The sequence below is a fragment of the Coprococcus sp. AM11-30B genome (assembly GCF_027674365.1).
In the GTDB taxonomy this organism is placed as follows: Bacteria; Bacillota; Clostridia; order Lachnospirales; family Lachnospiraceae; genus Allocoprococcus; species Allocoprococcus comes.
In genome coordinates, this window is the sequence record NZ_JAQDVB010000006.1 from 86,211 (window position 1) to 103,566 (window position 17,356).

The 17,356-nt window shown below is 36.1% G+C and carries 26 protein-coding genes and 1 other RNA gene; all 27 read left to right on the forward strand.

Annotation, left to right across the window (positions count from 1 at the left end; all coding sequences use genetic code 11):
* Positions 1-3 precede the first annotated feature (3 nt).
* Positions 4-1,107: a hypothetical protein gene (locus PGU50_RS05215; protein ID WP_270246307.1), complete on the forward strand. Its 1,104-nt coding sequence runs from the start codon at positions 4-6 to the stop codon at positions 1,105-1,107.
* Positions 1,108-1,489: a transfer-messenger RNA gene (gene ssrA / locus PGU50_RS05220) on the forward strand.
* A 188-nt stretch (positions 1,490-1,677) separates the two neighbouring features.
* Positions 1,678-1,938, forward strand: coding sequence for a hypothetical protein (locus PGU50_RS05225; RefSeq protein ID WP_270246308.1), 261 nt, complete (start codon positions 1,678-1,680; stop codon positions 1,936-1,938).
* 11 nt (positions 1,939-1,949) lie between these two features.
* Positions 1,950-2,375 carry a hypothetical protein gene (locus PGU50_RS05230; RefSeq protein ID WP_270246309.1) on the forward strand — a complete coding sequence of 142 codons (426 nt, stop codon included), beginning with the start codon at positions 1,950-1,952 and terminating at the stop codon, positions 2,373-2,375.
* A gap of 27 nt (positions 2,376-2,402) precedes the next feature.
* Entirely contained in the window at positions 2,403-3,122 is a 720-nt protein-coding gene (locus PGU50_RS05235) for a tyrosine-type recombinase/integrase (RefSeq protein WP_270246311.1), read from the forward strand.
* Positions 3,123-3,151: 29 nt separating this feature from the next.
* On the forward strand, positions 3,152-4,126 hold the full coding sequence (locus tag PGU50_RS05240; protein ID WP_270246312.1) for a bifunctional 5,10-methylenetetrahydrofolate dehydrogenase/5,10-methenyltetrahydrofolate cyclohydrolase: 975 nt from the start codon (positions 3,152-3,154) through the stop codon (positions 4,124-4,126).
* A complete protein-coding gene (locus PGU50_RS05245) occupies positions 4,119-4,391 on the forward strand; it encodes a hypothetical protein (protein ID WP_270246313.1) in 273 nt (90 codons plus the stop codon). Before PGU50_RS05240 ends, PGU50_RS05245 begins: the two co-directional genes overlap by 8 nt.
* Positions 4,392-4,401: 10 nt before the next feature.
* Complete coding sequence (locus PGU50_RS05250; RefSeq protein WP_270246314.1) at positions 4,402-5,175, forward strand: hypothetical protein; 774 nt, start codon at positions 4,402-4,404, stop codon at positions 5,173-5,175.
* Positions 5,154-5,552, forward strand: coding sequence for a hypothetical protein (locus tag PGU50_RS05255; protein ID WP_270246315.1), 399 nt, complete (start codon positions 5,154-5,156; stop codon positions 5,550-5,552). The genes PGU50_RS05250 and PGU50_RS05255 overlap by 22 nt, the downstream gene beginning before the upstream one ends.
* Positions 5,553-5,574: 22 nt before the next feature.
* Positions 5,575-5,787, forward strand: a complete 213-nt coding sequence (locus tag PGU50_RS05260; protein WP_270246317.1) for a hypothetical protein — start codon at positions 5,575-5,577, stop codon at positions 5,785-5,787.
* A 12-nt stretch (positions 5,788-5,799) separates the two neighbouring features.
* Positions 5,800-6,063, forward strand: a complete 264-nt coding sequence (locus PGU50_RS05265; protein ID WP_270246318.1) for a hypothetical protein — start codon at positions 5,800-5,802, stop codon at positions 6,061-6,063.
* Between the two features lie 8 nt (positions 6,064-6,071).
* Complete coding sequence (locus PGU50_RS05270) at positions 6,072-6,332, forward strand: hypothetical protein (RefSeq protein ID WP_270246319.1); 261 nt, start codon at positions 6,072-6,074, stop codon at positions 6,330-6,332.
* A gap of 11 nt (positions 6,333-6,343) precedes the next feature.
* Positions 6,344-6,799: a DUF1653 domain-containing protein gene (locus PGU50_RS05275; RefSeq protein WP_270246320.1), complete on the forward strand. Its 456-nt coding sequence runs from the start codon at positions 6,344-6,346 to the stop codon at positions 6,797-6,799.
* A 2-nt stretch (positions 6,800-6,801) separates the two neighbouring features.
* Positions 6,802-7,152, forward strand: coding sequence for a hypothetical protein (locus tag PGU50_RS05280; protein ID WP_270246321.1), 351 nt, complete (start codon positions 6,802-6,804; stop codon positions 7,150-7,152).
* A 318-nt stretch (positions 7,153-7,470) separates the two neighbouring features.
* Positions 7,471-7,917: a GatB/YqeY domain-containing protein gene (locus PGU50_RS05285; RefSeq protein ID WP_270246322.1), complete on the forward strand. Its 447-nt coding sequence runs from the start codon at positions 7,471-7,473 to the stop codon at positions 7,915-7,917.
* A 5-nt stretch (positions 7,918-7,922) separates the two neighbouring features.
* The gene (locus PGU50_RS05290; RefSeq protein WP_270246323.1) at positions 7,923-8,393 is read left to right on the forward strand and encodes a hypothetical protein; all 471 of its coding nucleotides are present in this window, start codon (positions 7,923-7,925) and stop codon (positions 8,391-8,393) included.
* Between the two features lie 7 nt (positions 8,394-8,400).
* Positions 8,401-8,940, forward strand: coding sequence for a hypothetical protein (locus tag PGU50_RS05295; protein WP_270246324.1), 540 nt, complete (start codon positions 8,401-8,403; stop codon positions 8,938-8,940).
* On the forward strand, positions 8,937-9,695 hold the full coding sequence (locus PGU50_RS05300) for a metallophosphoesterase family protein (RefSeq protein WP_270246325.1): 759 nt from the start codon (positions 8,937-8,939) through the stop codon (positions 9,693-9,695). Before PGU50_RS05295 ends, PGU50_RS05300 begins: the two co-directional genes overlap by 4 nt.
* Before the next feature lie 90 nt (positions 9,696-9,785).
* On the forward strand, positions 9,786-10,070 hold the full coding sequence (locus PGU50_RS05305) for a hypothetical protein (protein WP_270246326.1): 285 nt from the start codon (positions 9,786-9,788) through the stop codon (positions 10,068-10,070).
* Between the two features lie 27 nt (positions 10,071-10,097).
* Positions 10,098-12,731 carry a calcium-translocating P-type ATPase, PMCA-type gene (locus PGU50_RS05310; protein ID WP_270246327.1) on the forward strand — a complete coding sequence of 878 codons (2,634 nt, stop codon included), beginning with the start codon at positions 10,098-10,100 and terminating at the stop codon, positions 12,729-12,731.
* A 232-nt stretch (positions 12,732-12,963) separates the two neighbouring features.
* Positions 12,964-13,530 (forward strand): TerD family protein, encoded by a 567-nt coding sequence (locus PGU50_RS05315; RefSeq protein ID WP_330672454.1) that lies wholly within the window; start codon positions 12,964-12,966, stop codon positions 13,528-13,530.
* 15 nt (positions 13,531-13,545) lie between these two features.
* Complete coding sequence (locus PGU50_RS05320) at positions 13,546-14,157, forward strand: TerD family protein (RefSeq protein WP_118174651.1); 612 nt, start codon at positions 13,546-13,548, stop codon at positions 14,155-14,157.
* A gap of 16 nt (positions 14,158-14,173) precedes the next feature.
* Positions 14,174-14,752, forward strand: a complete 579-nt coding sequence (locus PGU50_RS05325) for a TerD family protein (RefSeq protein ID WP_270246328.1) — start codon at positions 14,174-14,176, stop codon at positions 14,750-14,752.
* Between the two features lies 1 nt (position 14,753).
* Complete coding sequence (locus tag PGU50_RS05330) at positions 14,754-15,521, forward strand: PspA/IM30 family protein (protein ID WP_270246329.1); 768 nt, start codon at positions 14,754-14,756, stop codon at positions 15,519-15,521.
* 145 nt (positions 15,522-15,666) lie between these two features.
* On the forward strand, positions 15,667-16,146 hold the full coding sequence (locus tag PGU50_RS05335) for a hypothetical protein (RefSeq protein WP_270246330.1): 480 nt from the start codon (positions 15,667-15,669) through the stop codon (positions 16,144-16,146).
* On the forward strand, positions 16,143-16,967 hold the full coding sequence (locus PGU50_RS05340) for an SH3 domain-containing protein (RefSeq protein WP_270246331.1): 825 nt from the start codon (positions 16,143-16,145) through the stop codon (positions 16,965-16,967). The genes PGU50_RS05335 and PGU50_RS05340 overlap by 4 nt, the downstream gene beginning before the upstream one ends.
* A gap of 10 nt (positions 16,968-16,977) precedes the next feature.
* Positions 16,978-17,346 carry a hypothetical protein gene (locus PGU50_RS05345; RefSeq protein WP_270246332.1) on the forward strand — a complete coding sequence of 123 codons (369 nt, stop codon included), beginning with the start codon at positions 16,978-16,980 and terminating at the stop codon, positions 17,344-17,346.
* Positions 17,347-17,356: the final 10 nt, after the last annotated feature.

Consider the following 17,356-nt stretch of genomic DNA (forward strand, 5'->3'; position numbering starts at 1 on the left):
ATTATGAGAGCATTCAGGAGTGGGGAAAGAGACTTTGTAAAAGACGAGATAGTATTTGTTGTTGATAAGCTGGACAATTTTATGAATATATTGATTGGCAAAATCAATACATACGCTGGTTATGGAAAATACTATGTTGATTTATATACGGTTACGGAGAAAAAAGAAGATATTGATCCGAACCTTAATATCAGAATTGGAGATGATGCTGGTATTAGAGAGTGGATTAACAGAGGGTATTTAGTATTACGGTCAACCGTTGAACATTACCATAAAAAGCATCCAGATTCTCCATTATATATTGTTGAGCGAAAAGATAATATTTTTCATTCTTGGAAAGTTTCGGTGGATGAATTTAACCGAAGGAAAGAAGAGAAGAAAGTCGAAGAAGAACGGCGCAGCAATATGACAGAATATCAGCTTTGCAGAGAAGACAATGCTGTATATTTGAAAAAGTGTGGTCTTTCCGATGAGGAAATTTCTGAATGTCTCAATTTGATTGATGAAAATGACTCACTACCAGATATGGAAGATATTGATATCAGACGTTTTGGGAATGAGGTTCAGTGGAAATATCGTAGTAAATGGGAAAAGTTAATTGAACTTAACCGACCAGAGGAAGAAAAGCATAGCGAAAAATACTATGCAAATATATACCATGTGTGGGATATGGATCAAGAACCTGTTTTTAGAGGGTATACAAATGAATCGCCGGAGTCTTTGTTTGAGAAATATAGTGATTATACAGAGTATTATTTTCACGTTGCCAACAAAGAGTGGAGCATCGAAAAAGGTCTTGAAATTCCAGTGGGATATGGTAGTTGTGTTGCAGCAGATGAAAATGGAGAGTTAAAACCGGCACTTGTTATAGAGTATTTGACAGAACATGGTTCTTTCGAGCTGGTTGGTGGGAAACTTAGACATTTTGACATTTCCATTGATTATAAACATAGCGTAAATACTTTTTGGATTTCTGTGCTTTCAAAAACCAAACTGAGCAACCAGGAAATCCGTGAATGGTTCTTAAAGAGAATCGGAAAAGTAACGGGGAAATATGAGGATCTTTTCAAAGAGAAAATCAATGAGCTGGACATCAGAAAAGCATAAGGGGATGAAATTGGATTCGATTGGGCATGGAACGGATATAATTCGCAGGAGCGACTACCTAATAGTCAAACTTAAAATAAACGCTGAAGAATTAAGAATGGTAGCGTAAGCTATATCAGTCTGTGAGATTGGGATATTGGTAACAGGCTGTATTAAGAGCTAATATCCAAAAGGAGAATGTTTTCTCTGTAAGTTGACTCTTCAAAAAACAACAGAGTGGTGGACGTTGTAAGAAACCTTTACAAACCCAAAAACGGAGTAGTTACCTGATTCACTGGGGCAACCGTTTTCAAACAAAATGCCCGAATGAATGGTATTGCGTAAAAGATTATATAATTAGTACGTGTTTAAGACGGGGGTTCGACTCCCCCCATCTCCACTGTAATAGCTGGTTATTGTTGTTACGGCTATTACTAAAAACCTTTCTATCTAAACGGGGCGATGTAAAAATCGTCCCAAATAAAAAAATCACACAACTTTAAACAAACAATAATAAAGAAAATGCTTGCAAAAGGCATAAAAGTATGATAGTATATATATTGTAAAGAAGAGATAAGAAAGGAATTCAACATGTCAAAGAAAAGCAAAGAAAAAGGATTGTCATTTGTATATGACAGAAATGGTGAGAAAATGCATTGTGGTGTAACATCTATTTCTGAATTTAGAAAATTAGGAAATTCAAATAATCCTTTTGCTCCACAGATGAGCGAAGCAGTAAAGGGTGTCTTTATTTTTGGTGTGGAATTTCCGCAGTATGATGGATATACTGTAAAAGAACTTATCAAAGTTTTAGAAGAAATTGATTTTACATCAAAATTAACAAGAGAATAGGAGAGTGAAAAATGTATTCAATTAACAGACAGGAAACAATTAACCCAGACTTTGATATGATTAACAGAATTGTGGACAAGCTCAATTCAAAGTTTGATCCAAACGATGCATACCATCACAGTAATGCAGAATCAGAAATGTTTGAGTTCCAGATGAAGATAGACGATAAACGCCGGGAAGCATGGCAGATCGTATTCATGGGGCATCATACAGTAGCAAGTGGTAGCTTTTTTGGATTTGATTATTCAGATTGCCAGGAAGAAGAGTATATTACACTGGAAGGAAAAAATGAAAGAAAAATTTATATGCTTGCAGTGTCAAATACGGTTAATGTAATCACAAAATTCATTGAATTTATTTCAATGTCTGACACCTCTTATCAGAACAAAAAGAAATGGATTGACACATTAAAGAAAGGTCTTGAAGACGAAGAGTAAGCCATAATAGCAGAAAGGAGCAGCATTATGGAAGGATATATTATTGATGGAACATCTGCAAGAATCATCAATTTTCCGACAGTAGAGAAGACTTTAGAAGTAGTTGAAAAACCAGAAAAGAAGGGTAACTACAAGAAAAATTATAAAGTTGGCGAAAAACAGGAAGTATATCCGTTCCGTACTCAGGAGGATCTGGAACTGATGTATAACCATTTCGTAGAGAAAAAACAGTATCGCAATGCTTTAATGTTCGTTATTGGAATCAATGTAGGGCTTAGAGCAAGTGATTTGTTGGAATTGAAATGGAGTCAGATTTTCGATGAAGATGGTAGTATTGCGAATGGAATTACAGTCAAAGAAGATAAGACTGAGAAGTTCCGTACATTTTATCTTAATGAATCATGTAAAACTGCCATTATTGAATATTATAACGGTTTAAAGAAAAAACCGGCAAAAAACGAATATGTTTTCAGTAGTCGAAAAGGAGATGGACATATAGAAGTTCGTCCGGCTGGTCTTATTCTGAAAAATGCTGCAAAAGCCGTAGGTATCAAGTATAATGTTGGTACTCATTCAATGAGAAAGACTTTTGGTTATTGGCAGTTAAAAGCTCATAAAGATGATGCTTTGTTTTTATGCCATTTACAAGAAATGTTCAATCATTCAAGTCCGCAGATTACATTAAGGTATTGTGGTTTGGCAGAAGAGGAAATGGAACAGTATTATAATGATGTGAATTTGTTATAATATAAACAGACATAAATAAAGGAGAAACAATGGTTACATGTAAAGATTACGCTCAGTTTGTAAAGAATAAACTGAAAACGAAGATTAAGGGAATGGAGAAAAAGCCAGTTTTGGCGATTATTCAAGTCGGTGACAATCAGGCTTCTAATTCTTACGTGAAAGGCAAGATTAAAGATTGTGAAGAAGTTGGGATTAGATGCATTGTAAGCAAACTTGATAAAGCCATTGAAGAACATGAGTTACTTTATCACATTGAATTGACCACATGTGTAGCAGACGGTATTATCGTTCAGTTGCCATTACCAAAACATATCAATGTTGAGCATGTGAAAAATGCCATTCCAAAAGAGAAAGATGTTGATGGTTTTCGTCAGGACAGTAAATTTGATTGCTGCACGCCAAAAGGAATCATTGATTGGCTTTATTTCAATGGCTATGACGTATGCGGTAAAAATGTTGTTGTTCTTGGCAGAAGTGAAATTGTGGGAAAACCACTTGTAAACATGCTTATTGATCGTGGTGCAACGGTTACATGTTGCAATAGTCATACAGATTATGGATATGAAACGCAGATAACAAATAATGATGCAGATGTGATTGTATCAGCTATAGGAAAAGCAAAGTTCCTTGATTGGGCAGATATTGGTTCGGATTGTGAGATTGTCATTGATGTTGGAATCAACAGAGATGATGCCGGGAAATTGTGTGGAGATGTAAATAGGGAGTCAGTTGAAAAACTTCGCCCAGATACATATGTTACTCCTGTTCCTGGTGGCGTAGGATTACTTACAAGAGTATCGCTTTTGAAGAACGTAGTTGAAGCTCATGAAAATGGATATACTGAAAATGCAGTAGAAGATGCAATTTCACTTTTACGGAAAAATGATTATTTCGTGAGAAAGATTCCGAAGAATTTATGCGAAACTGCAAAGGGATGCAGTGAAACAGGATGTGGAGAATGCTTAGACTGTAGTTGCTTTGCATGTATGATTGGCAATGAGTAACAGATATACGAGACTTGAAGAAAAATGCCCATTACTGGGAGAATATTGTAATCAGGAAGAAAAGGATTGCGATAAATGCATCAATCAAGAAAAAGCATGGCAAGATATACAGTGCTACATTGAATGTCACGATTATGGCATATCTTGTGGTTTTCTTGAAAAGTATTACAAGATGTTCTATTTGCCGGGATTGTATGTGAATCCTATAATCCTTGATATTATTGAGAATAACAAGGAAGCGTGCAAATTATTATTTGAAGATTAGAGGTAAGAAAATGGTCGGGTATAATTACGACAAAGAAAATAAGCAAAGAGATTACACCTATATGGCAAGAGAAAAGAGGTCAAGAGATCTTGTTTGTGGGTATGTCGCAATTCATAAACCGTGGTATGAACCAGAAAGTAACTGGACGTATTATATGTTTTATGACAGCTATCGTCCTGGTGGTTTCTGTGGTGGTGCTATAAATGAAGGACTTAAAAAGGTTGAAATTGATCCGAATACAATCGTGCCATATACTCAGGTTGCGGAGATTATAAGCGTTCTGCAGTCTGGCGATATCGTACATATAGAAGGTAAAGATTTGCCGGAAATGATGACTACAGCAATGATTACAAGTGTTGATGATATGTACAGATATTACAACCGTGAAGACGTTGATTATGTGGTCGAAAGATTTGGAGAGCCAGCCAAAGAGAAAGAATTTATAAATGTGAAAAAGACGGGGCATTTTCAGGATTTCGTTGACGGAATAATCGAAAAGCAGAAAACTCAAAAGAGAAGCGAATTGCTTGCAGCTATAACAGATTTTTGGAATGCGTGGAAATCTATTTACAGTGAAGTTATCATTGGCACTGGTGGAGAATATGACTATGAGTATATCGAAGAAGAAAATGGTAAGTTTACCAGTTCTATGTTAGATGGAGAATATGACAGTTTTGATGAAATTGTCAAAGATTTCTGCAAAGTTGTTGATCCAGATGATGTTGCCGGGTTTAATTATGGCAAGAGAAGGGTAAAAGAGCAATGCGAGAAGCAAAAGTGCTAAATAAGTATAATTTAACATTAAAAACCGCCAGAAAACTTGAAGTTGGCGATGAATCAAAAATCTGTGAACCTCTGTTTTGGCGAAACAATGTAATCAATGCATGGTGTATCAGCCGGAGCATTGGAACAGATGCAGACAGAAAGTTTTGTAACGACAATGAGATATGGATAGGAATTTATGATGAACCATATTATCACAGGAGAGTTCATATTCATGTAAATTGTTGGGGCGGTATGGGAAAATACGAATTTTGCGATTTCTACAATTATAAGGAAATTGAGAATGAAAGAGATTTGCAGACTCAGGAAAAACTTCTGGAAGTTCTCAATATGCTTATAGATGAAGAAATCTTAAAAATTCCAATAAACAAACCATAATAAATGCAAGGAAGTGATAAAAATGAATAGTGAAGAGTTCATACAGACATGTAGTTCAATGGGATATTCGTCAAAGAAACTGGCGAAGAAATACGTTGAGGAGAACCAGAAAGATGCTTATGACATGGACGATATTATAAACGTACATAGAAAAAGCGGTAATTTCAAGGGTAATCATACATGTGGATTAAGCAATATTCCAAATGGGAAAACGACAGCATTTCAGAACGCTTAATAGGAGATTAAAATGAAAATAGATTATTTATACCGGCACAAGGAATTCAAGAAAGTTTTAGAGAAAGAGCTTGATAGACTAATCGAAGGGAAAATCAACCAAATAAGAATCAAAAATATTCCGTCTGATATATTTTGTGAAGCAACGGGATGCGAAGCCAATGATTTTAACGGCTGGCAGTGTGATTGGTGGGGACATTTCCAGTATAAAGGATATAAGTTCGGCGTTTGCGGTTGTGCTTGGGATGGAACGGTTAGCGTGAATTTAGAAAGGTAGGTGTATGTATGTCAGCATTTGAAGAGATGTTCGGAGATTATCTCAATGCATATAAAAATACATCTCAGTATAAAGATGATAGTATGTTGGATATTGCACTCAGAAAACTAGAGTTTGAGAAAAACTTAGATGAAATGTGGGCGATTTATTCAAGAGGATGTACGCAGCAGATTATTGAGTATAACAAAGGTGTCGAGCAGATTAAGAGTGCCGGATTTAAGGTATATAGAAATTCTGCTGGAAAACACAAGATTGTAATACCTAAGTGATGGAGGCAGAAATGAGAATTCATATAGGCGATATCGTAAAGCATTTTAAAAGAGAGATTATTACAGCAGAGCAGTTGGAGTTTGATGAAAATTTATATCTGTACAGAGTTTTGAATTTTGCAAAACATACGGAAACTGGCGAAACATTTGTGATTTATGAATCACTGTATAACGGTAAAGTAATCGGCTGTGATGTTCATTGCGGAGATGTATTTGCACGACCAATGGATATGTTTATGAGTGAGGTCGATCACGAAAAATATCCTGGCATTGAGTGTGAATATAGATTTGAAACAGTGGAAGAAGATCACCAGTGTTTGTGGTGTGGTAGTGATGAAGTGAAGCATTTGAATGAAATGGATCTTAGAAACTGTGAAACTCATAGGCTCAAAAGCCGGGTTGTAATATGCGATACATGTCTTGGAAATATGTTGCATGAAATTTGCGAAAAAACAATAAAGGAGTAATCATGGAAAAAGTAATGACAGATACTACAGAATATCAACAAAGAGTATTGGAATGTATTGGCTCAGAAGAAGTTGATAAATTTTTTGGAGCAACCATGTTTGCGAATCTTCCAGAAAGTAGCATATGTAAACAAGCTATGATTCACGGAATGGCTATTGCAAGTATGATGACAAGCCAGTGCAATCCAGTTATTGTTGAAGAAAGACCTGTAGGGCATTGGGAATTATTAGATGAATGCTCAAATGAAGGTGTATATTGTTCTGTATGTAATAAGAAGGTGTACAAGAAATATTATGCAAAACAGAAAGTGAAATCAAGATTTTGCCCGAATTGTGGAGCAATGATGAAATAAATTAAATAAGAATATTGACAAGAAAACAAATGTTCTGTATATTACTATACAGAACACTTGTTCTAGCCCGTGAGGTATCGCACACCTCGCCCACCCATTCTTCCGTGTTGAGAAGTAAAATTGTGTATGTAACGGACTCTCTGATTATATAATGGTTGGGAATATTTGGCAAGAATTAAGTGTTCTTTTTGTCGCAAAAAAGAGAGGAGAGTCCGTGGAATGGATAATTATATTGTAACAATTTGTACGGTTATTTCTACTATTGTTGCCGTACTTGGCTATATGAAAAACAATAAATAAATATTATCGGAGGTTAATGTGAATAAACAGGAATTAGTAAGAAACGAAATGGTAAAAGCCATGAAAGAAAAAGATAAGTCTAAAAAAGAAACACTTTCTCTTTTGTTGGCAGCATTGAAGAATGCGGAAATTGACAAAATGGGAATTTTATCTGAATCTGAAGAAGATGCAGTAGTCCAGAAGGAAATTAAACAGACGAAAGAAACTCTGAATCTTGCACCGGCAGACAGAACAGATATCATCCAGGAGTGTAAATATCGTATTGAAGTGTTGAGTCAGTTCGCACCGAAGATGATGACAGAAGAAGAGATTGAGGCTACAATCGCTGGTGTGCTGAGTGATTTAGGTATCGAGAATCCGACCAAAAAAGAAAAGGGTAAAATCATGAAGACGCTTATGCCGATGGTCAAGGGTAAAGCTGACGGGAAAATGGTAAATCAGATTTTGGAAAAGAAACTGGCGTAATCGTTATGTATATTGGAAGTTATGTTTTTATCAAAGAACGTTGTATATCAGAACTTAATCAGTTGGAGGAAATATCTGAAAAGGAGTTGCAATTAGTTAATTCCATTTCAGGTAATTGGAAGAAAATGAGTTCAGTGCAGAGTTACTATGTGATTGCCGGAATGGATTTATCTGCATTTAAAACAGATAAATATAAAGGATGGCAATGGTCTGAGGCGTGGGAGAACTATACATGTAATCAGTCAAGAGAAAAAATTCAGTTGTTCGATGATCCAACGTATTTATATATTGGATATATTCTAGCAGCAGGAGATGAATACGGTTTTAATACCACTATGATAAAGCCGGAAGAAGTCGAAGAACATCAACAGCAAGTAATCGAGGAAATAAAACGACTGGTAAAAATTGGGGTTATATCTGAAAAAGTATTAGACTCTATTGATTACGGTCTGATTGTTTTTGCAGATTATAGATAGGAGTATTATGAAGATAGTAAATAATTGCATTGATTGTGTATGTGATTTTCAAATGAGAGAATCATATAGGGATAAACTTGTACATGCAATGCCAACAGATTTAATAGCAAGAATGGCTTCTGTTTTGGTTATCAAACCATATGGGGATAAATTTTATGTTGTAAAATCAAGATACGGTAGGGAACTTCTTTACAACATATTACTTAAAGAAGATTTTAAGGTAATTTCCAATTCGGATTTTGAAGGCTGTAAGGATTGGATTGAATTTGCGAAAAGAGTAAGGGAGCTAATCAATCCGGGAGAGTGTATCATATATAAGATGAACAACAAGAAGTTCGATGAAAATTATGAGCTGGTGCGGAATACAAATTACAGTACAAACATTTATTCGCTGTATAAGATGGTTATGAAACGTGATCCGAGAGCCATTGATGAAATCGAATCTCTTGAAGAAGCAAAAGAAATTATAGGTATGATGCTTGGAAATCACTATGTGCATAATACGGCATACGAAATGCTTAAAATTTTTGGAGGGAAACAACGATGATTTATATTACAGGAGATATTCACGGTAGCCCAGAACGCTTGGGTGTGCATTCCTTTTATGAACAGAAGGGAATGACAAGAGATGATATCGTGATTATTTGCGGAGATTTTGGTATGGTCTGGGAAGAAAATGGAGAATCTGCATCTGAGAGGTACTGGCTGAAATGGCTAGAAGATAAGCCGTTTACAACCGTGTTCGTGTGCGGAAACCATGAAAATTTTGACAGACTATATCAGTACCCAGTGAAAAAGTGGCATGGTGGTAAAGTCCATGAAATTCGCCCACATGTATTACATTTAATGCGTGGAGAAGTCTTTGATATTGAAGGATTGAAATTTTTCGCATTTGGTGGGGCAAGCAGCCATGATATCAGAGATGGTATTATTGATCCGGCAGAAGATGAAAACTGGCGTGAGACAGCTAAAAAATGGTATAAAGCCGGGAAGATGTATCGAATCAAAGGGATTTCATGGTGGGAACAGGAGCTTCCGACACAAAAGGAAATGGATAATGGTATCAAAAATCTTGAACGTGTTGGCAATAAAGTGGATTACATTATCACACATTCACCATCTGCAAGTGTGATTGCACTGTTAGGGCATGGATTGTATGAACAAGATGTACTTACAAGATACTTGGAAGATATTCGATCTAAGGTAGAGTATAAGAAACATTTCTGCGGTCATATGCATGTAGATAAGGCAGTTAATGAAAAAGACATTATTCTGTATGAGCAAATCATCCGGCTTGCTTGACAAATTTGTAATCTATGCTATAATATTAACATGCAAAAATAAAGGTTGACAGTCAACAAATAATATGATATCTTATAGGAGAAGCAAATAGTGAATATAGTATTGATTATTATTTTGTTCGGCTTTATATATGGAAGCAGCTATTTCAGATTTCATGAACCATACGGATTGAATAATACATACAATGCTTTAGGTTATTATATGTTATCAGTAAAATGGTGGAATATTGAATTCAACTGGTGTACATACAAAAACAAATGGCAAGTTGATATTAAGCTGAGATTTATAAGAAAATGGAAGCCGAGAAGATATAAAGAAATATATGTGATATTTAACGGTGCAGGAGTAAGAACCTACACTTTAAATATATATTAAACAAACAATAATAAAGGAGAAAGACAAATGAGAACAGGATTAACAAGTTCTCAGGTAACAAAGAACAGAGAAAAATATGGTTCAAATCAGTTACCTGAAAAGAAACTAAAAACAGGATTTCAGTTCTTCATGGAAACATTTGAAGACAGACTGAACCAGATTCTTTTAGCAATGATGATTGTGTTTACGGTTTTAGCCGTATTCGGGCAAGGATCATATTCAGAGCCGATTGGTGTTGCGGTAGTATTACTTGCAATTGCATTTATTGGAATGAATACAGGATTGAAAAGTCAGAAAAGCGCAAAAGAATTAAAAGACAGAACATCGGTTCATTATTGTAATGTGATTCGTGATGGAAAGGTTGAGCATATCAACTCAAATGATTTGGTTGTTGGCGATCTTGTAATTATCCAATCCGGCGAAGCAATTTATGCAGATGGATATTTAGTAGAAGGAAATGTAAAAGTTGACAACTCTGTTTTAAATGGAGAATCAGATCCTTGTAAAAAGACACCGTGGAAAAACGAAGATTCATCCCCAATTATTGTAGGTGGGAAACGACATGCAAATTCAAATGATTATGTAGATTCATATTCATTATTTGCTGGCACAACAGTAACAGACGGAGAAGGAAAGATGATCGTTACAAACGTAGGTGTTAATACTGTAAACGGTCAGACAATTTCCACGATTGATGAAATCGAAGAAACAAAGACATCACTGGAAATTCAGTTAGATGATCTTGCCGGGCAGATTAGTAAATTCGGATATATTGGAGCAGCTATCATCGTTGTTGCACTGATTGTAACAAATATCATTCAGCTTGGTGGTATTGCTGAATACCTCAATATCGGGTGGATTGGTATTTTGAAAAATGTCCTTACAGTAGCAGTTACGGCACTTACAATTATTGTTGCAGCAGTTCCAGAAGGACTTCCATTGATTATTAACCTTATTACAGCACAGAATGCGAAAGTAATGATTAAACATAACGTGCTTGCGAAACATACAAATAAGATCCCGGAAGCAGGAAACATTCAGTTGCTTTGCACAGATAAGACAGGAACTCTTACGGTAGGTAAACTTGTACCAGTTGAAAATGTGATGGGCGATAAAAATGAAGTACCGAAAGATTCAGTAATTGAAAATATGTTTAAGTTAAACGTAGCGTTAAATAGTAGTGCTATGTATGATGAAAATAAAAATATTGTTGGTGGTAACGCTACAGAACGTGCATTACTTACAATGATTTCAGATAGAGAGTATAAAGACTTTACGGATTCTGTAGAAGTCACAAACAGAAAAATTTTCAATAGTGCAAATAAGTTTAGTGCTATTGAAACGAGTGGAAAAGATGGAAAGATTACCTATTATAAAGGTGCGCCTGAAAAATTGATTGATGCAGCAGTTTCTTATGAAACAACAGATGGAATCAAACCAATTGAAAAGGAAAAATTAAAAGAAATCGTTAAATCATATGCTACAAAAGCTATGAGGGTAATCGCAACTGGATATAGTAAATCCGTATTACCAGAGGAAGGATTCCCGGATGATTTAGTTCTTGTTTCTTTGGTTGCTATTCGTGATGATGTTCGTCCAGAAGTACCGGAAGCAGTTGCAAAAATGCATGAAGCCGGTGTACAGGTAATGATGGTAACAGGAGATGTCATTGATACTGCTAAAGCTATTGCTAAAGATGCAGGACTTATTACAAGTGATTCTGATATCGCAATGTCAGCTATTGATTTTGATGCCTTATCAGACGAAGAAGCAAAAGAGAAACTTCCGTATATCAAAGTAATTGCAAGAGCTACGCCAAATACGAAACTGAGAATTGTAAGACTTGCACAGGAGATTGGTCTTTGCGTTGGAATGACAGGAGATGGAACAAATGATGCACCAGCTTTAAAGGCTGCAGATGTAGGATTTTCAATGGGATCTGGTACGGATGTTTGCAAAGAAGCAGGAGATATCATTATTACAGATGATAACTTTGTATCTATTACAGATGCCGTTCTATTAGGAAGAACATTCATGCACAATGTTATGAAGTTCCTGAAATTTCAGCTACCTATCAATGTAGGGTTAGTAATTTTGAGTATTTTATATCCGATTATTATGGCAGTAGAAGCTGTGGCAGCAGTACAGATTCTTGTAATCAATATTGTAATGGATTCTCTTAATTCTCTTTCGTTTGGTGGAGAACCAGCAAAAGATGAGTATATGAAAGAAAAGCCTATTCCAAAAGGATCGAAACTTCTTTCAAGAGATACTATTGGACAGATTGCAGTATCAGTTGTAGCATTTATCGGAATTTTTGGAATTACATTACTGCCACCAATTCAGAAAGTATTTGGAAGTGATGAAACAGTTTATGCAACAGTAAGGTTTGCGCTTCTTGTTATGATGGCAACATTTAATGGATTTAACATCAGAACCGATGGATTCAATTTATTTAAAGGAATTGGAAAGAATAAGCTCTTTGTTGAGATTGCGGTAGCAATTTTTGTACTGACATTTGTTCTTGCTCAGTTTGGTGGAGCAATTATGGGATGCACAGCACTGACAGCTACACAGTGGGGCATTACAGTTGGGCTTGCATTCATGATTATCCCAATTGATCTGGTAAGAAAAGCCGTTATCAGAGTAAAAAGAAAGTAGGTAATAATATGGTCATGAGAGATAGAGAATATAAAACGGTTGAAAATATTGTATTGATTTGTTATACAGTTGGATTAGTCCTTACATGCGTAACAAAATTTATACCATTTATATTTTTAACGGTTGCAGCACATCCTATTTCACTTGCTATATTAAACAATAATAAATGTGGGAACAGAACAAAAAACTGTTCCCAGAAAACAAAAAAGTTCAATAAGAAGGAGAGAACATTATGGTAAGTTTGGTGAAAGGACAGAAAGTTGATCTTACAAAAGGAAACGCAGGGTTAAAGAAAATTCTTGTCGGTTTAGGATGGGACACAAATAAGTACGATGGAGATGATTTCGATTTAGACGCATCTGCATTTCTGCTTGATAAAAATGGAAAAGTGACAACTGATAAAGACTTTGTATTCTTCAACAATCTGGTACATCCGAGTGGAGCAGTAAAACATATGGGAGATAACCTTACTGGATCTGGCGATGGAGATGATGAACAGATTATTGTTGACCTGGCAAAAATCCCGGAAAATATCGAAAAGATTGCATTTACAGTAACAATTTATGAAGCAGACAGTAGAATGCAGAATTTCGGTATGGTGTCTAATGCGTATATTCGTATGTCAAACGAGGAAACAGGCGAAGAAATGATTAGATACGATCTTGGAGAAGATTATTCTACAGAAACATCTATGGTTCTTGGAGAGTTATATCGTCATAATGGCGAGTGGAAATTCAATGCGATTGGTGCTGGTTATGCTGGCGGTTTAACTGCACTTTGCAATGGATATGGATTATAAAAGGAGGAAACGAAAATGGCAGTTAGTTTAACAAAAGGTGAAAAGGTAAATCTTTCAAAAGTGGTGGAGAAACTGGCGAATGTAACCGTTGGTCTTGGTTGGGATGCAGCGGAATACGGAGATAGTATTGATTGTGATTCTTCTGTATTTGTACTTAAAAATGTGGTTGGAAAGTCTGGAATGTTCGGCTTATTTAAGAAAGAAGAGAAAGCAAGATTAGTAAATGATGAGGATATCATTTACTATGGTCACAAAAAACATTCAAATGGTTGTATCAAACATCATGGAGATAATTTGGTTGGTGGCAGTGTAGGTGATGATGAGCAGATTTCAATAAATTTGAAGGAAATGCCGGAAGATGTTACTAGACTGGCTGTTGTAATCAATATCTATAATTGTAGAAATAGAGGGCAACATTTTGGCATGATTAAAAACTGTTTTGCACGTATTGTAGATGATGCGACCAAAGAAGAAATCTGCCGATATAATTTATCAAATGACTATAACGGTTGTACAGCACTGATTGTGGCTGAGTTCTACAGAGAAGATGGAGAATGGCATTTTGAAGCTGTTGGAAAAGGCACACATGATGGCAGCATTTCAGAACTTGCAAGAAGATACAAATAGAGTGGAGGAAAAGTAGATGTCAGTAAGTTTGAATAAAGGCGATAGAGTCGAGCTTTCAAAGGATAGCAGAGTGAATGCAGTTTCCGTGTGTTTAGGTTGGGACACAGCTAAATACGATGATGATGGAGATTTTGATTTGGATGCGTCTGCATTTGTTATCGGTAGAAATGGCATGACAAGAAGAGATGAGGATTTCATTTTTTACAATAATCTGCAGCATCCTAGTGGTGGTATTACTCACAGTGGAGATAACCTTACCGGCGGTGGAGATGGGGATGATGAAGTAATCAAAGTCGTTCTTAATAAACTTCCAAAATATGCCGAAAAGGTTGTGTTCTGTGTAACAATTCACGAAGCAGAGAGAAGAATGCAGAACTTTGGAATGGTCGAAAACTCTTTCATTAGGGTGGTTGATGACAATACTGGTAGTGAGATTACACGTTACGACTTAAAAGAGAAATTCGGAGATTCTACTGCAATTATCGCAGGTGAAATCTACAGAGATGGATCTGGTTGGAAATTCCACGCTGTAGGAGATGGATTCAATGGTGGACTTTTCGACTTATGTGAAAAATTTGGAATTGAGGTAAAGTAAAATGACAGTAGGTACAAGTAATTTAGTGATATTCGTTATTGCTATTATCCTGGTTGTTGGAATTATTGCACTGATTTTGAATAAGACATTTTTCAAACAGCTTGTGATTAAATATAGAGGAAGAACAGAAGAGATTGCAAGACAGGATGCAGCGACACCACAAGGTGCAACGGATTATTTCAATAATGCAATCAGAGAAAAAGAAACTTTATATGGGGATGCAGAACGTTCATATGTTGAGATTGCTGGAAAATTAGACGAGTCCGAAAAGGAACAGTATCATTTGAAGAAAGAACTCATGAAGATTGATAAATCTATCAATGATTGTCTGGACGCAAATGACGAAAACGGTGCTAGACAGTATGCAATGAAGAAAATCACAGTTCAGCAGAAAATTGATACTCTAAAAGATACAATCGAAGAGTTTAAGAAAGCGAAAGATCAGCAGGATGAAATCAGAAAAGCGGTGAAACAGGAACTTGACGAACTCAAAGAAGAGAAAGAAAGAACCGTTTATCAGATGGAAGCGGATCAGCAGATTATTCAGCTTCATGAAGGTATGAATGCAAGTGCAAGTTCAAGTGAAAGCGATCACATGTTGGAAAGAGTGCGTGAAGGTGCTAAAAAGACCAGAGAACGTGCAGCCGGAGCGCAAATTGCCTATGATACAAGTGCAAAAGCACAGGATCGTAGACTGGAAGCTCAGGCAAGAAACAGAGAGGCTGATGAACTTCTGGCAGAAATGAAAAGAAAAAGAGGTAACAACTAATGATTGTACTTAATATTGGAGTTTTCTGCTTGTGTATAGTTGTTCCGTTTGTAACTGGCTACTGCGTGGGACGCAAGAAAAGAAAGTAGTATGAAGTAGTAGTTGGTGAAATATCCAACTACTATTTTTAAAATGAGGTAAATAAATGAGAGTAATTGATCCGAATTTGGACGGAATCACTCATATCAATGTGTATAGTGGCAGTAGGACAGAACTTGGTAGAATGCTGAGTAATTTCTGTCGGGAAGAGATATACACAAAAGATGGGCGGTTTATGTCAGTTGAAGCGTATTGGTTTTGGCTAGGTATTTCACCGGATTGTAAAGAAAGAGAATGTATGCGTGATTTATTCGGTTATCAGGCAAAGGCAAAAGGTACATATTTGAGAGAAGTATATCCAGGAGAACAGATAGAAGATTTCCAGGATAGAATCATTCGGGCAATATGGTACAAAGCCAAAAGACATACAGACTTATTTTTGCCGGAATATGAAAATCTGCCACTGAAACATTATTATGTCAACAGAAACGGATCGGTGAGAGATGTGTATGGCAAATACTGGTGGATGATGGAAGCCGAAGAGAAAATGAAGAAATACATTTATGAGGTTAAGGAACAGCTATGAAGAAATTGAAAGTAGTTGCGTTATTTGTAGTTATGATGTGTGGATTAGTCGGTTGTAAGGAAGACGTAGAAGTACATACAGAATATGTCAAAGCACAGCCATTACAATTACATATAGAGGAAACCGTACAAGAAACTGTGGAACAGGCAAAAGTAAGTGCTGAGATTGCTATGGAAGAAGCGAAGAAGGAATTTTCGCCGTATTATGTTGTGGTTAGTTCTTTGAATATCAGGCAAGCACCAGATACAAATTCTTCACTGGTTGGTAGCTTGGTATTTGGCGATTGTGTAAATGCGTATGTAGATGGAGAATGGGCAGAACTTGATAACGGTACATATATAAGTGCAGAGTATTTGACAAGTGAATTGCTATATACAGCTTATGCAGCACCATATACAAGTGGAATGAAAAGCTATATGCCATATAGTGTTGGAGATAAAAGTATTTTCACACAATCAAGTAATCAGTACAAATTACAAGAATTATGCAATACTGGGAATCACGGCATCCGGCAATATAAGGGCAGATATTGTGTGGCAATTGGTAGTTATTTTGGAACTGCAATCGGACAGTATTTTGACTTGATTTTAGAAAATGGCGTTTCAATACCTTGTATCATGGCAGATCAGAAAGCAGATTGCCATACAGATGATAGTAATATTATTACGGTTGCCAATGGTTGCATGACAGAATTTGTAGTTGATTTTGATAATCTTAATAGTGATGCAAAAAGAATGGGGGATATATCCTACTGTTCCGAAGATTGGAAATCAAGAGTCGTAGAAGTAAGAGTGTATGATATGAATGCACTTTCTGAATAGGAGAATTGAAGTGGACAAAGAAGATATTAAGAAATTATGTGAAGAACGTGGAATTATATATAAAGCGGATTTCATGGATGGATTAAGCGAAAAGCAGTTTGATGAGGGATGTATCAAGCTCTATATACCGGCAGATGGAAACGGTGGTTGTGGAGAAGGAATCTGGGGTTGGATTACGCCGGAAGATAAAGAGAAGTATATGGACGATAATTTCTACGGAGAGATTAAAGCTGTACTTTGCAATGATCCAATTAACTATTTTGGAATCCTGTTTTGGGGTTGTGAAATCCCGATTATTTGCCAGGGAGAAGATAGACCAATACTTTCGGAAGACTACATTAAAAATGTGTTACTTCCAATCGTAAACAAACAAAAATAATGAATGGAGA